This is a genomic window from Alkalinema sp. FACHB-956 (genome assembly GCF_014697025.1).
Classification (GTDB): Bacteria; Cyanobacteriota; Cyanobacteriia; order Leptolyngbyales; family Leptolyngbyaceae; genus Alkalinema.
Genome location: NZ_JACJRC010000006.1, coordinates 46,930 through 62,147, shown reverse-complemented (window position 1 = coordinate 62,147; position 15,218 = coordinate 46,930). Strand labels below are relative to the sequence as shown.

At 50.7% G+C, this 15,218-nt stretch carries 11 protein-coding genes; 4 read left to right on the top strand and 7 right to left on the bottom strand.

Annotation, left to right across the window (positions count from 1 at the left end; genetic code table 11):
• Nucleotides 1-38 precede the first annotated feature (38 nt).
• Both H6G21_RS25660 and metK read left to right on the top strand, forming a co-directional pair.
• The gene (locus H6G21_RS25660) at nucleotides 39-851 is read left to right on the top strand and encodes a response regulator transcription factor (RefSeq protein WP_242041737.1); all 813 of its coding nucleotides are present in this window, start codon (nucleotides 39-41) and stop codon (nucleotides 849-851) included.
• 272 nt (nucleotides 852-1,123) lie between these two features.
• Nucleotides 1,124-2,356 carry a methionine adenosyltransferase gene (metK, locus tag H6G21_RS09230; protein WP_190572975.1) on the top strand — a complete coding sequence of 411 codons (1,233 nt, stop codon included), beginning with the start codon at nucleotides 1,124-1,126 and terminating at the stop codon, nucleotides 2,354-2,356.
• A 163-nt stretch (nucleotides 2,357-2,519) separates the two neighbouring features.
• On the opposite strand, the gene H6G21_RS09225 is transcribed toward metK, so the two are convergent.
• Nucleotides 2,520-3,296, bottom strand: coding sequence for an HAD family hydrolase (locus H6G21_RS09225; protein WP_190572973.1), 777 nt, complete (start codon nucleotides 3,294-3,296; stop codon nucleotides 2,520-2,522).
• Nucleotides 3,297-3,468: 172 nt separating this feature from the next.
• The gene (locus H6G21_RS09220; RefSeq protein WP_190572971.1) at nucleotides 3,469-4,422 is read right to left on the bottom strand and encodes a 30S ribosomal protein S1; all 954 of its coding nucleotides are present in this window, start codon (nucleotides 4,420-4,422) and stop codon (nucleotides 3,469-3,471) included.
• Between the two features lie 1,169 nt (nucleotides 4,423-5,591).
• Between H6G21_RS09220 and H6G21_RS09215 the strand changes: the two genes are divergently transcribed.
• Complete coding sequence (locus H6G21_RS09215; protein ID WP_190572970.1) at nucleotides 5,592-7,361, top strand: EAL domain-containing response regulator; 1,770 nt, start codon at nucleotides 5,592-5,594, stop codon at nucleotides 7,359-7,361.
• A gap of 111 nt (nucleotides 7,362-7,472) precedes the next feature.
• Here H6G21_RS09215 and H6G21_RS09210 read toward each other — a convergent pair whose 3' ends face one another.
• The 3 genes from H6G21_RS09210 to H6G21_RS09200 are packed head-to-tail and all read right to left on the bottom strand — an operon-like array spanning nucleotide 7,473 to nucleotide 10,046.
• Entirely contained in the window at nucleotides 7,473-8,303 is an 831-nt protein-coding gene (locus H6G21_RS09210; protein ID WP_190572968.1) for a sulfite exporter TauE/SafE family protein, read from the bottom strand.
• A gap of 2 nt (nucleotides 8,304-8,305) precedes the next feature.
• The gene (locus H6G21_RS09205; RefSeq protein WP_347277998.1) at nucleotides 8,306-9,127 is read right to left on the bottom strand and encodes an ABC transporter permease; all 822 of its coding nucleotides are present in this window, start codon (nucleotides 9,125-9,127) and stop codon (nucleotides 8,306-8,308) included.
• Entirely contained in the window at nucleotides 9,114-10,046 is a 933-nt protein-coding gene (locus H6G21_RS09200) for an ABC transporter ATP-binding protein (protein ID WP_190572966.1), read from the bottom strand. Before H6G21_RS09200 ends, H6G21_RS09205 begins: the two co-directional genes overlap by 14 nt.
• A 257-nt stretch (nucleotides 10,047-10,303) precedes the next feature.
• Between H6G21_RS09200 and H6G21_RS09195 the strand changes: the two genes are divergently transcribed.
• Nucleotides 10,304-10,846 (top strand): phycobiliprotein lyase, encoded by a 543-nt coding sequence (locus H6G21_RS09195; protein WP_190572964.1) that lies wholly within the window; start codon nucleotides 10,304-10,306, stop codon nucleotides 10,844-10,846.
• Between the two features lie 104 nt (nucleotides 10,847-10,950).
• Here the strand turns inward: H6G21_RS09195 and H6G21_RS09190 are convergent, their stop codons facing one another.
• Both H6G21_RS09190 and H6G21_RS09185 read right to left on the bottom strand, forming a co-directional pair.
• A complete protein-coding gene (locus H6G21_RS09190; RefSeq protein WP_190572962.1) occupies nucleotides 10,951-14,235 on the bottom strand; it encodes a phycobilisome rod-core linker polypeptide in 3,285 nt (1,094 codons plus the stop codon).
• A gap of 267 nt (nucleotides 14,236-14,502) precedes the next feature.
• Nucleotides 14,503-15,018, bottom strand: coding sequence for a hypothetical protein (locus H6G21_RS09185; protein ID WP_190572960.1), 516 nt, complete (start codon nucleotides 15,016-15,018; stop codon nucleotides 14,503-14,505).
• Nucleotides 15,019-15,218: the final 200 nt, after the last annotated feature.

The window sequence follows — 15,218 nt, the reverse complement described above, 5'->3', positions numbered from 1 at the left end:
CTTCTCGTCCTCCGGTTTGCTATTGGAGAGATTCACCCATGATCCGTTTATTCCTAGTAGATGACCAAACCCTGATTCGACGAGGACTGCGCGCGCTGCTTAAACCGGAACCGGATTTAGAAGTGATTGGCGAAGCAGACAATGGCGAAGCCGCGATCGGTCAACTGGCGACGTTGCAACCGGATGTGGTCTTAATGGATGTGCGGATGCCCGTGATGGATGGCGTTGCAGCAACGCGGGAAATTTGTCAGCACTTTCCCCAGGTCAAGGTTCTCATTCTCACAACCTTTGATGATACTGACTATGTGACCCAAGCCTTGCAACACGGGGCTTCTGGCTATTTATTAAAAGATACACCGGTTGAAGAATTGGTGCAGGCCATTCATCTAGTGGCGAAAGGCTATACCCAATTAGCACCAGGATTAGCCCAAAAAATCCTGATGTCCAGTGGTCTGTCTAGTGCGGGGTTATCCCAGAGCCCTGCCCATGAGTCCTCTCTCCATGACAATTCTCTCAAGACGATTTCCTACGAAAAAGTGCCCTCTGAACTTGACAATCCCCATAGTTCCCAGTCCGCAATTTCCCATCCTACGAATCTTGCATGGGACAAACCTTGGGACGGCACAATAGAAGGAACAGAACTACTGGAATCCCTAACGCCGCGCGAACGGGAAATTTTGCAATGGATTGCTCAAGGAGCCAGTAATCGTGAAATTGCTCAACAACTTTATATTTCCGAAAAAACCGTCAAAAACCATGTCACCAATATTCTGAGCCGTTTAGGATTGCGCGATCGGACCCAAGCCGCCATTTTTGTTCATTCACTTTCTAAAAATGAATTCAAAGAGTGAATGAAGTTCACAGTTTTTTCTAGCATCGATCTCCGTAGAATTGCTAGGATGCCTGTCAATCCCATGAATTTCCATTGAAGATTAACGATTGGGTATTGTTGTTTCCAATCAGGTCATAGGCGTTCTAGCCTGTTTCTTGGAATTGAGCTGGCTTCAGTGGAGCTGTGGAGTGAGCTTGTTTACTCCCCTCGGCAATTGTACCCACTGAACCTGCTAGGATGAAGTGCTAAGTTTTTCGATTGTTCCTAACGAGCGAAAGAGAGGGTATTGCCTTGTCACGCCGATATTTCTTTACGTCTGAGTCTGTTACTGAGGGGCATCCTGACAAGATTTGTGATCAAATTTCTGACACGATTCTGGATGCGGTATTAACCCAGGATCCGAAAAGCCGAGTTGCGGCGGAAGTGGTTGTCAACACAGGACTCGTGCTGATTACGGGTGAAATCACAACCAAGGCCCAGGTCAATTTTATTGAGTTAGCCCGCCAAAAAATTGCGGAAATTGGCTATACGCTGTCCGAAAATGGCTTTGCATCCAATAGCTGTGCTGTTTTAGTGGCGTTGGATGAGCAATCCCCCGACATTGCCCAAGGGGTAGACACCGCTCAGGAAACTCGCGAACAACTTAGTTCTGAGGAACTGGACAAAATTGGTGCGGGCGACCAAGGGATTATGTTTGGCTTTGCTTGCAACGAAACGCCAGAACTGATGCCCCTGCCCATTAGCTTGGCCCACCGAATTTCCCGGAAGCTGGCGGAAGTTCGCAAGCTTGGCATTGTGAACTATCTGCGTCCGGATGGCAAAACTCAAGTTACGATTCTCTACGAAGATAATCAACCGATCGGAATTGATACCATCCTGGTTTCGACCCAACATGATGAAGGAGTCAGCCAAGAACAAATCAAAGCAGACCTCTGGAAGCATGTGGTGGAGCCTTGCTTTGCAGATATTGCCATCAAACCCGATGAAAATACGAAGTATTTGGTGAATCCCACCGGCAAGTTTGTGATTGGTGGGCCTCAAGGTGATGCTGGTCTGACAGGTCGCAAAATTATTGTGGATACCTACGGTGGCTATTCCCGTCACGGGGGTGGGGCCTTCTCCGGTAAGGATCCTACAAAGGTCGATCGCAGTGCAGCCTATGCAGCTCGCCACGTAGCTAAGAATATTGTGGCTGCGGGTTTGGCGGATAAATGTGAAGTGCAGTTGAGCTATGCGATCGGGGTGGCTCGTCCGGTGAGTTTGTTGGTGGAAACCTTCGGCACTGGCAAAATTGATGCTGACAAGCTGACCGAATTGGTCAATCAGCACTTTGAATTGCGTCCCGCTGGCATTATCCAAACCTTCAATCTCCAAACGTTGCCCGGAGAGCGGGGTGGTCGGTTCTTCCAAGATGTAGCTTCCTACGGCCACTTTGGTCGTCCCGATTTGGAACTGCCTTGGGAGCAAACGGATAAGGCTGAGGCCCTGAAGCAAGCGGCTACGAGTCTGTTAGCAACCGCTTAAAGCGGAATCTAGGCACATGACTTAGCACATGACTCAGCATATGCCTCAGCGCATGGCGACTGGAGTCTGAGTCACGAAATTTTCTTCAGGAAAAAAGAACCGATCGCATCGATCGGTTCTTTTTTGTAGCCCTGATTTGTGGATCTCTGATTGGGATGCCTGTTTACCCCATTCCTGACAAGACTGTAATTTCAGCCAGACTGGCGATCATGACATCTGCATTGGGGATGGTAAAAGGCTGTCCCCATGCACCCCAAACCCCGATCGCGCCTGCTGCGTCCGCCCGCTTGGCCAATTCAATATCAGCAGCGGAGTCTCCCACCACTAACGTTTGCGAGGGCGGAACGCCGATTGTCGCGCAGGCTTGGTGTAGCAACTGTGGATCAGGCTTGCTTAACCCCTCTTGGGCACCCATGACCAACGAGACATAGGGCTGTAACCCATAGGTATTGACAAACGCTTCAACATTGGGTGTGGTGTCTGCCGACAGTAGCCCCAGGTGCAATCCCTGTCTGTGCAGTGCCGCTAAATAAGTTGGCCCCAGGGCTACGATCGGGGTCAGTAAATCTTTGCGCGGAAAGAATTGATTCGCGGCTTGAAAGGCGGTTTGCACGATCGTCAGTGCCTCGACCCAGGCAAACCCCAATCCTGCCACATATCCCGCCGTGACAATTTCGTTATCCCGCCGGGAGCCCACGGCCATCAGCCCTGCTGGATGAATCTGAGTTTCCGCCACCCCCCATGCCTGAAATAACCGATCGGTTAACTGCTCCATTGCAGCGGGGGAAAGAATTTCAGCCAGATGAGTTTCTAAACAGTCAATCCGTTTTTGAGCCTGCGCTACTAAGTAAGCCCGTGAATCTGCCAGGGTTCCATCCTTATCAAAAATGACCGCTTGGATATCCTCGAACACGCGATCGCCACACTGTATTACTACCATCCCTATTACCGCTATCCTATTACCGCTATGCGTGACCATCCCACAGGTTGACCCGCGCTCTCATATCCAATCAAAATCCCAGATCCAACCAAAAAGGGGCGTTCGATCGAACGCCCCTTAAAGCTCAAGCTTGTGTAGCAAGTTCAAGCCAAGTTAGGTGAATGCTGCAGAACTATTCTGCAATCACAGCTTCTTCCGTTGTAATTTCCATGGAAGGAACGGGAGCACCCTGCTCCTTCAGCTTTTCACGGTACTTCGCAGCCATTTCTTCAGCTTGTTCGTAGACCGCTTGGCGATTCTTCACCATATCACCAGGTTCCGGCTCCAGCTGCTTAGTAGACAGCGAAATCCGACCCCGTTCTGCATCGAGGTCAATAATCATGACCTTAACTTCATCGTTCACGTTAAACACGCTGTGGGGCATGTCAATGTGATCGTGGGAGATTTCAGAAATGTGTAACAGACCGCTGACGCCACCGATGTCGATAAACGCACCGTAGGGTTTGATCCCGCGCACAGTCCCGATGACCACTTCACCCACTTCTAGGCGGTTCATCTTACGTTCAACCAACGCACGACGGTGGCTCAAGACGAGACGATTGCGCTCTTCGTCCACTTCCAAGAACTTCAGGGGCAGCTCTTCGCCGACTAATTCTTCCTTGGGTTTACGGGTACTGATATGAGATCCAGGAATAAACCCGCGCAGACCTTCGATCCGCACCAAGGCCCCACCTCGGTTGGTTGCGAAGACGAGGGAGCGTACGGTTGCATCTTCTGCCTGCAACTGACGAACCCGTTCCCAGGCCCGCATATACTCAATACGGCGGATCGAGAGGGTCAACTGACCATCTTCGTTTTCGTCAGCCAGAATGAAGAACTCGCGGGTTTCGTTGGATTGCAGAACTTCTTCAGGAGCGTCGATGCGGTTGATCGACATTTCCTGAATGGGGATGTAGGCTGCGGTTTTAGCACCGATGTCAATCAGTGCACCCCGTGGCTCAAGACTGAATACCGTTCCAGCCACCACATCTCCAGGGCTGAAATGGTAGTCATACTTATCCAATAACGCTGCAAAATCTTCGTGGGTAAAGCCCACATCCACTGTTCCTGCTTTCTGATTGACCATGCTAATGATTTCCTAGTTCGTATCTCTAGTTAAGATTCGCCTCCTGTCGATGCATATGCAGCCCCCAGAACTACCCTGAGAACATGCAGCCTACACCTTCATCCCCTGCTTATAGATAGTTGCAAGAGATTCAACTAGACGTTTCAAGAGTTCAGAAGTCATATCATAGCTCAAGTGGTACCCCCAAGACCAGAGTTTCCAGAATTCCTCAATCGGATCTGGAGGCTCCTCGATCGATCGCCTCAGCTGACCACTGGTCTATCTTCAACTTAATTCAAATTTACCTTAGGACTGAAGCTAGGACGCATCACCCATACGATTTTCTCTCCAGAAATCTTTAAATTCCTTTAAGATTTCTCCGGCAGACACGCTAGGTTAACCAGGCTGTGCTGTGTTCCATTGTGTATAGCTGGTGTGTATAACTGGCTGTGTATGACTGGCTGTGTATAGCGAGTGCTACGGCTGCAAAGTTCAAGCTAGCCTTGATTTTTGAGAACTGATTGCTGAAAGTTTTACTAAAAGAATGGGTCAAAAATGTGTCGGAATATTATCCGAACTGGTTTGAACCTTGTCTCCTATCCTAGCCTATAAGCACAATCTATTTAGAGAAGTTGATTCAATCAGTTCCCTCCTGAGTTGAGGTGGGGATCACACCTGTGTTGGATTGAGGATCACACCAGGAGCGATCGGGCAACTAAGGATTTTTAGGCGAGGGAAGCTGACTCACCCCCAATCGAGTCACCTCCAGCCGAGTTCCCTGCAAGCTGAGTCACCCCCGCTCTGAGTCAGCTTACTGAAAGCTGTCTACTTGATTCTGCGGATCGACATCCCCTTCTTCTCCTTGATATAATCGGTCGGTGATGTTGCCCAACATACACTCAGTAAAAGTACCATCAGATACATACTGAAATATCTATCTGAAATATCTATTCTTGAAGTTTCGTCTACACGTGCTTACGGGGAGACTCTGTGCCTATGCTTAGCTATGCCCCATATAATCACCTAAGACCAAATCACCTAAGACAAAAGGCAATGTTTTTGAAAGGCAATGTTTTTGAGTAGAAGAGTGATTATTTCAGGGTAGCGACTTTCTGTAATTTGACTGCTATTTTACATTCTCCTCACAATCACGCAAGGCTCTGCACTACCGTTTGACTAAGTTTAGTGTAATGAAAACAATTTTGTTGATTGAGGATGAGGATGCAATCCGGGATAACTGGGTGAAGATCCTAGAAATCAATGGCTTTCGTGCGATCGGCGTTAATCATGGGAGAGAAGGAATTCAGCAAGCCTTAGTTCTCCGTCCCGATCTCATTCTATGTGATATTTCGATGCCGGAGTGTGATGGATACGAGGTGTTGGAGACGCTGCGCAGTCATCCTGCCACGACTGCAATTCCCTTCATTTTCCTCAGTGCTCGGACTAGCCATGCTGAGGTGAGGCAGGGGATGAACCAGGGAGCTGATGATTATCTCACCAAGCCCTGCAGCAGTCAGGATTTGTTGGCTGCGATTCATTCTTGCTTTCGCAAAAAATCAGTTTTTGCCCAAGGTTACTTAGAGCAGGTTGCCCAGGCTAAGGCTGCCTTTGAGAAGGTTGCCAACTGGGATAGTGTGACCAATCTCCCCAACATTAATCTGTTTCAACGCCATTTGACACAACTTTGTGAAGTGACGCTTCAACACACGGAGTCGATCGCAGTGCTGTCGTTGAAAATAACCTCCTACCGCGTCATTCAATTGACCTACGGAGGTTTGATTAGTAATCGTCTTCTCCATGCCATTGGTGAGCGTCTGCAAGTGACGGGTCGTCCAGGACTGGCGGCCCGGTTGCATGAAGAGGAATTTGGCCTAGCTCTGCCCGATGCAGGTGATCCTGAAGAAATTGAAGAATTTGTTCAACTGTTAATCAACATTCTCACCGTTCCCTACTCGATCGACGGACAGGAAATTCGGATTCAACTGAGTGTTGGCATTGCACTGTATCCTCAACATAGCTTGTCTTCTGAGGAGCTCTTGACTCAAAGTAATGCGGCGATGCGGTGGGCCAAAAAGCGCCATAGTTCCTATCGATTTTATAGCCCACAGTTGGCTGCGGTGGAAGCTAAGCATCATTTAATTGCCAATGAACTTGCCAAGGCGATCGAACGATCGGAACTCCGTCTCTACTATCAACCTCAGGTAGATCTCGCGAAGGGTTGCATGATTGGTGCAGAAGCCTTAGTGCGTTGGCAGCATCCTGAACGGGGGATGATTCCGCCGAATCAGTTCATTGCGATCGCGGAAGAACAAGGGCTGATTTTAGCGTTGGGGGAATGGGTTCTGCGGCAGGCGTGTCACCATGCGGCTCAATGGCAAAGGCAGATGCAGTTCCCCCTCCAAGTGGCAGTTAATCTGTCCATGGCGCAATTTCAACAAGCAACGCTGCCAGAGCTAGTGGCGAGTATTTTGCAAGAAAGTGGGCTAGCGCCGCATCTACTTGTGTTGGAACTTACGGAAAGTTGTTTGATGGAGCAGGTTGAATTGACAATTCGTAAACTGCAACAACTGAAAGCCTTAGGTGTGAATATTGCTATTGATGATTTTGGTACAGGCTATTCATCACTGAGCTACTTAAGTCAGTTGCCGATCGATGAGATCAAAATTGATCAATCATTTACCCATAAAATCAATCGCGATCGTAATGCAACCATGATTTGTAAAGCAATTATTGCCATGTCCCGCAGCTTAAATCTAAAAATTATTGCGGAAGGCATTGAAAATAGTAGTCAGTTATCATTTTTGCGCCATCAAGGCTGTCATGCCGGACAGGGGTTTCTCTATGCACCACCCTTATCCTTAGAAGCTTTCCAGGTGAGGCTTCAGGAATTGCCATCTCCAACGTTGATGGCAAATGGTTTCCTGCCCTATGAGCCTACGTACGAATATTCATCTAGCTAGCTGCATTGGGTATTCAGCTGTGCCTTGGACTCTCTAGTGGAACCTCTAGAGTTGCAAAACGAAATCCCCTAGCTTTTTTGGCCATCCTTAGGAAGGAGCGTGAGGAGAGCCTTAACTACTAAACCCCTTCCAAACCATATACACGGACAGTAAAATCAGCAATCCTCGAAAGGTTCGATCGACCGCTTTCGAAGACAATCGATTTAGTAATCGCGTTCCCAACTGTGCTCCTAACATCCCACCCAGCGCGATCGCAATCCCTGGAGGCCACAACACATTTCCATTCAGCGTATGACTGACCAACCCACTCATCGCAATCAATACGATCGCGCCTAAACTGGTGCGGACCGCTGACTTAATCGGCTCCCCCAGAAACAGCATCTGCAACGGTACCATAATCGCACCGCCACCCACTCCAAACAACCCCGACAAAAATCCTGCTCCCAACCCGATTCCAGCGACCTGCGGCAACCGTAACGGTTCAGGCGGCCGTCGATCGGACAGACTCTCAGTCGCATCAGTTATCGTCTTTTCCCGCACCTTCAACTTCTGCTTGAGATCCATCAAATAAATAATCACCCACATCAACCCCGCAAAGCTAAAGGCGATCGCGGCATTGGGCAAAACTTTTCCCACCCAAGCCCCTAGTGATGCCGTCACCATTCCAAACACCGCCAACACGATCGACGATCGGCCATCTAATTGCCCCTTGCGCCAATTCTGGACGGTTCCCGACACCGCACTCATCCACACCCCCACCAAGCTCGTTGCCGTCGCCTGCACCAACGGAATCGACCACAGGCTCAACACGGGAACAATCAGCAATCCCCCCCCAATCCCCAAAACGCCAGCCACCGCTCCCGTAAAAATTCCTAACCCGAATAGCCCGAGCAAACTTTCCGGCGTTGCGATCGTTGCCGTATCCAATAATCCCAACAGCACCCCTAATACCCCCCTAACTTGCCGCGACGCTTTGTTTCCCGTTCCGCCCAACCAAATAACACCAAGCCGATTGCTAGATAAACACCCCCATTGACCAACGCGATCGCCAATGCCGTGGCATCTAGACCCGACTCCCGCGCCATCAAATTCCGCAGCAGCCCTGCCCCCGGACTCATCGGCAAAAAGTATCCTACGATGTGCCCAATCCCCGTCCATTCCTCTGTTGGTGCGGTCAACAGAAACAGTAATGCAAACTGAAAGATTGCTAGAATTTGCTGTATCCGCTTAAACAATAGCGAAATACCGCCCATGATAAACCCTAAACCATAGGCTCCCATTAATACTGTTGCCAATGGCAAAACTAGCACGATCGGGAACGATAAATACCGTCCCGTCAATACCATAATGATCAACAAAATCACGCCCAGCAAAATCAACTGAATTGCTAAATCCGCGATCGCCCGTACCAGAAATAATGTCCTCGCCCCAAAGCTGGTTAAAAACAACTGCTCCAGCGTTCCCGTTTGCGCCTCACTTTGCAATGTTCCCGCAATATCCGTAATCACGAAAATCGACAACGACCATAGTAAATACCCCACAATTACACTATCCAACTTATCGCCAAACTGAATCGGCCCCGCAATATACTGTGCACTCAAAAACAAACCATAAAACACCGACGTAATAATAAAGACACCCCCGATCGACTCCGCCGGATAGCGCTTAAACTGAATCCAAGCCCGCTTAAACTCCGCCAGAAATAACCGAAAAATATCTAAAATCTGCGCCGATCGCTTCACCTGCATACCCTTAATCTTCGCCACTCGACCGCTCCTGAACCAGTTGTAAAAAAATATCCGTCAAATTTGCCCGATCGCGCTCGATTCTCAGAATCGGTAAAGGTTGCAGAACTGCTAGCACGGTATACAACAGTTCTGTATCTACTACATGTAACGTCTGGGAAAATGGATCGATGTCTAAGCCCAATAGTGCTAACTTAGTTTGTCGATCGACTCCGATCGATTGCTCCAGCTCAATGCGGTAGGCACTGCTGGAAAATTCCTGAATCAGTTCCGCCGTCCGCTTTTCTGCCACAATGCGTCCTTGCCGAATTACCGCTACCCGATCGCTCAACTCCTCTGCAATGTCCAACTGGTGGGTCGTCAGTAAAATCCCCCGCCCCTCCGCTGCAATTTCCCGCACCAAGCGCTTTACCGTTTGCGTCGCTTCCACATCCAATCCTAAGGTTGGCTCATCTAGCAAGATCAACTGTGGTTCGTGAATGAGTGCCACCGCGATCGCTACCTTTTGCTGCATTCCACGGGATAACCGCTGCACCACTGTTGTCCGCTTGTGCATTAACTCAAAGCGCTCTAACAACCGTCTCCCGCGTTGCCGAGCTTCCCGCGCCGATAATCCCCGCAGTACCCCAAAATATTCCAAATTTTCCTCGGGGGTTAAGCGCCAGTAAAGATTGCGATTGCCCTCCAACACTGCCCCTAACGATCGCAGCGCCGATGGATCCCGATGGGGATTCTTACCCACGACCGTCACTTGCCCCCGATCGGGCACAATCAACCCAGCAATCATCTTAATTGTCGTGGTCTTACCCGCGCCATTGGGCCCCAAAAATGCTAAGACTTCCCCCGCCGCCAAGTGCAACGAGACATTATCCACAGCTTGGATCCATTTTCCCTGGTTGGAGTACTGTTTTTGCAAATGGGTGACTTGGAGAAGCTGCATAACCGATTACATTGCACCAAAAGATAGGCATTGATCTATCCTACGCAGCCCTGTCCCAAAATGGCGGTCGATCGGGAAATGACTCCAGGGATTGGGAAGATGATCGGTAGATTCAGAAAAACTGATCACTGTTTTGGCAAATTTGTCAATAATTTGTAGAAATTGCTACGCCACGAATCTGGATTTATATTAAGAATTGTGACCATCAAGTGATGATTTCGTAACTGAAGTCGTGTCTTCTACTCTCTCAAGGAAGGATGCCTGTGAATTCAACTCTGCAACGCCATGCGGTGGGTGATGATCTAATTGCTCAGTTTTTCAAAAGTTCCTCCGGGCAGTGGCGATCGGAACGTCGCTACTTCACCTTGCCCGATGGGGAAGTCCAGGAAGTCGAAAGCCTGATTACGGTTCAGTTTCTTGAGCAGGGCTGCGATGAGTTGCGGCACTTAGCACAGTTGCATGACTTGGAAGATGTGGATTTCATGACCTGCGGGGCTAGCGTCACCTGGGATAGCAAAAATTCCATCCTGGGCAAAAATATGTCTAAAGGATCCACTCTATTTGGCATTGCCGATGGATTAATGTACCGAGATCGCGGCTTTGCCACCCCCAAGCCGATCGTTGCCACCTTCTCCATGACCAATCCAGAAACCCTCTGCCTCCGCACCGAGTACCAAGGCTCCGTATTTGAAGAGGAAGTCAAACTCATCGGCAGCAAATACCGCACGCGCCAAACCATCATTTCCCGCGCCGGGGAAGAACAAATGATTGGCCAATACCTGGAAAAACGGGTTGCTTAGCTTCCCAGCGATCGGCCCCCAGCCACAGAAAACCCCTAGACGAATCCCGTCTAGGGGCTAATTTTAGAATCGAGCTAAACAGTCAGATTCCAAGGGAGTTGAACTTACACCATATCGGCAGGCAGAGATGGGAAGCGCTTGTAGGGCACCACATCTTCGCCGAAGAAGCGATTGTACTCAGCACTATTGAGCAACGCTTCCACCGCAGCCGCCAACCCTTCCGTTTGGATCAATTGGCTGTACTGGAGTTTCTCCACATCTGTGGCGATCGCGCGACCCAGCAGATGGCGGAACAACAATTCAGCCTGTTTCGCAACGGGGAATTTGCCAAACCGTGCGGTGTAGGCATCCGAAGTTACAACGGCCCGGACGAACTCCCGCACGCTTAGACCTTCCAGGAGTTGAGCTTCCCCAGCGGCTAGCCGGAACTCAGCCGGAATTGCATCCACGGCCACGTCCATCACCTGAGCGTAGACTGCATTCGCCACTGCCGCAGATCCATCCACAGACAGGCGCACAATCTTCGTTGGTGCTTGGCTCACCACAACTGCTGCACTCGCTCCAGACATCCGGGCGGAACCCGCCAGAACCGCTTCATTATTCGCTGCGATCGCGCTGGCGGTTAGTGGCAGACTGGCCCCATCCACTTTGGACGTCACAGGATCAAAGCTGGGCACTTCCAAGCGCTTGTTTTGCTTGGTGAGCTTGTTGTACAGCCGTTGGGTATTGGGGTAGTTAGCAGCCGGCAGGGTCAGATAACGGTTGTAAGGCACCGTATCTTCGTTGAAGGCCGACAGGTACTCGGGGCTGTTCACCATGGCATGGATAAACGCCTTCAAGCCTTGGCTAGACAGAATGGCATTGTACTTGCGGATTTCAGCCTGAGCCAGCGGAGCCCGACCGAGGAAGTGCTTGGTACCCAGTTCGATCACCTTGGTGTTCGGGTAGGGTGCGTAGAACTCCTTGATGTAGAGCTTGGACGAACCCATGCCTTCGATGAATTCCTTGACGGTGATTTCGCCGTTGCGCAGGCGGCTTTCCAGGACGGTGAACTCGTTGTCGGTGATGTAAGGCGCAATGTCGCGCTCGAAGATTTGCCGATAGGCCGCGTTGATAACCACTTCCAGGTTGGGCTTGTCGGCCAAGCTGGTGAGCTTGAAGACCTTCGTTTGTACCCGCTTCTTGCTGACCCCTTGGTTGGAGCGGAAGGCAATGTCGGGCTGAGTCCGCATTTCGGTGACTTCGCCCAGGGTGACAAAGCGTGGCGTTGGCTCTTCGGACGTGGTCTTGGCTAACAGGCGATCGCCCATGGACCCGACGCGGTTGTTCCGAGCGGAGAAGCCAGCGGCAGTAATGTAACGCTCGTAGGGAACGGTGTCCTCACTGAAGGTTTGGTAGTACTCTTCGGTGTCGAGGATGGCATCTACCACGGCATAGAAGCCCTGCTTGGATGCGATGTCGAAGTACTTATTCGTTTCCTGACGACCGTAGGTGGGACGACCCAACAGACGACGGTGCAGGTACTCGATCGCCTTCATGACATAGAGCGGCGTCCAGTACAGCTTGCGATACAACTCAGACTTGGCCAAGCGACGGATAAACTCCCGGACGCTGATGTCACCATTTTCCAATTGGATCTCATCAACGGTCAGGCGTTGTCCCGCATAGACATCGCGACCAATCACTTGCAAGTAGCAAGCGCGGATGACTTTTTGAGCTGAGCTTTCCGAGAACTTGGTGCTGATGCCCTTGGTGGAAGGAGACTTATAACCGCTTACACCACTGCGGGAAATGCCGGTGAAGCTAGGCAGCTGATCCAACTTGAAGACCTTGGGCCCCAAGGTTCCGGGGTTGACGCCACGGGCACCGGGGTTGCCGAGTTGGTTGTTGATACCAGGGCCTCGGGTAATCAGAACCCGACGAGTATCCTTGCCGAAGGGGGCAGGATTGCTGTTGGGGTTGCGGGTTTCCTTCGGGAAGATTGCGCCAAACTGATTTTCGATCGGATCGTGACCGCGACCGTAAACATGCTGTTCCGGCAGGGGCTGATCGTAGGCGGCAAAGGTGGTGATGAACTGAGGCACCTTGCGGAAGGGCGCACTGTAGTTAAACAGGTCTTGCTGCGGACCCCAGTTGCGGCATTCCTGGGCTTCTTGACCCAACCCACGCAGGTAGGGAACGGTTTCTTCCCCGAAGTAGTCTGCGTACTCCGTGGAGTCTACCAAGGCATCTACCAGGGCAGACAAGCCGCCGGAAGAGACGATCGAGAAATATTTTTGAACTTCTTCACGGGAAGATGGCCCACGACCCAGGATGTGACGGAATGCCAACTCCAGCGCACGGCTGTTGATGTAGGGTTCAAAGAAATTCTTGCGATATAGCGGAGACTTGCAGAGGCGACGAACAAACTCCTTCATGGAGATTTCGTTGTTCTTCACCTTGGATTCCAAGTCAGAAATGCTCAAGGAGTAAGCACGGGTAATGTCGCGCTCAAACACTTGGCGGTAAGCAGCCCGCACCACTTCGTTTTTCTCCGAAGCAGAGAGACCGGGCTTCATGACAAACTTTTGGCGGCGCTCAGCGGCGTTGAAGTAGATCTGGGGTAGCTTCAACCCTTGCTGATCGGAAGAGGGCCGTTGACGGAGCTTATCGGAGGGTGCTGCGGCCTGGAATTCGTTCACCAACACGGTGAAGTACTGATCCACAATTTCCGCTGCGGCGTCATCGCCTTTAAAGTAAGCTACTGCCGCTGCCCGCATTTCTTGCAGGGCCACAATGGTGGCTGCTGCCGAGCAGACACCTTCAATAATTTCCCGTAGACCGCGAGTGTTCACTTCAACGATGCTGGGATCTCCGGCCACGATCGCATAGGTCGTATAGCGCAGGAACCAGCTTAAATCCCGCAGGGACTTGGCCATGTTCGATGGGCCATAGCGGGCCACGTTGATCGGACGGAATCCGGCGGGGATGGGGCCAGTGCTGGAACCCGACACAACCGATCGCAATCCACCAAAGAAGCCACCGCCACTGCTAGCAGCTTCGGCATAGGTGACGGTTCCCAGTTTCATGCTTTCCTGCATGTCCAGAACCGTTCCCGCGATCGTCATCGTTGGGGCATCCGCCGGGGGCTTCTCCAGGAAGGCCATCGGCGAACCACCCGTAAAGATACGGTTGGCAGCGCGGGATACGATCAGTTCAGAGTTCCGAGTCAAAATATCTGCAATCTCAATCCGCTTCGCACCGGATGCAAAAAACTGAGTGAGTTGCTCCAGCTCGCTGCGACCCAAGTACCGATCTTGCTGTTCAGCTTGGGAAATCGCAGATAGGGCGGCGGTTTGATAAAGTTGCGGGCGTGCTAAAGAGCTTCCACCACTTGCCTTAACACTCATCGGATTCTAAAGCTCCCTACGGATCTACGGTGTTAAATCTGACTTTCACTTGAAGCAGCACAGAATAGGCAGCCCAAGCGCTAGCTCATATATTTCAGATTAGAACGATTCATGTCCCCAAACGAGCTTTGTAAACAACTGTGTAGAGCTATGAAAGGTTCATTAGTAGACCATCATAGGGAATTACGGAACCGCTTCTGAGAAGGCGTATACGTTTCGTTACAAAAAGAGGGGTGGGCAAAAGGAGCATCCCACCCCCATGGATCCTTATTTAAAGGATTCCTGAACCACCGTGATAAACCAACCCATGAGGACAATGATGGCTAGCGGTGTCAGGAGAGTCTTCATCAGTCCTACCCAAGTCCCGATCGCGGGATTAGCGGCCCCAAACCCAGCGGAGAATAGCAGGACTAATGACAGTCCTGTGACAAAGAAAAACATCCACTTCAGGCTCAGGAAAGACAACTGCACCGGCGCAGAGTAAGGGAGTGGGGCTTTGGCGTGGGAAGAACGGTAGCTGCGAGGGGACGCGGATTTTTGGCCCGATTGTGTGGTCATGGCGATAGACTGGAGTTGAGTTTCAAGTTGAGTTTCTAAGCGAGTCAGGCGTCGATCGGTGTCATCTTGACGAACGTGAAGTTGGTCGAGCCGCTTGAACCAATCCGTCACTGCTTGAGAACGCTCTAACGCGGCTTCAGACCGTTGGCCGATCGGGGCTAAGCTCTCAGATAAGGTTTCATTTCTGGTACCCATTGCAGGGGGTTGAGGTACATCGCGAGTCATAGTGTTTCCTCCGTGGTAATCCGTAAGCGTCTGATGTCTGATCGTCTTGACTCCTCACTGAAAAAGCCAAACTGAAAAATCAAACTGAAAAATCAAACTGAAAAATCCAGGTTAAAAGTCCAAGTTATCTGTTAGGAAAACTCAAGTTAAGCGATGGATTCACTGGCTAACGCTTGCCTAACACCTGTAATTGTCGTCAG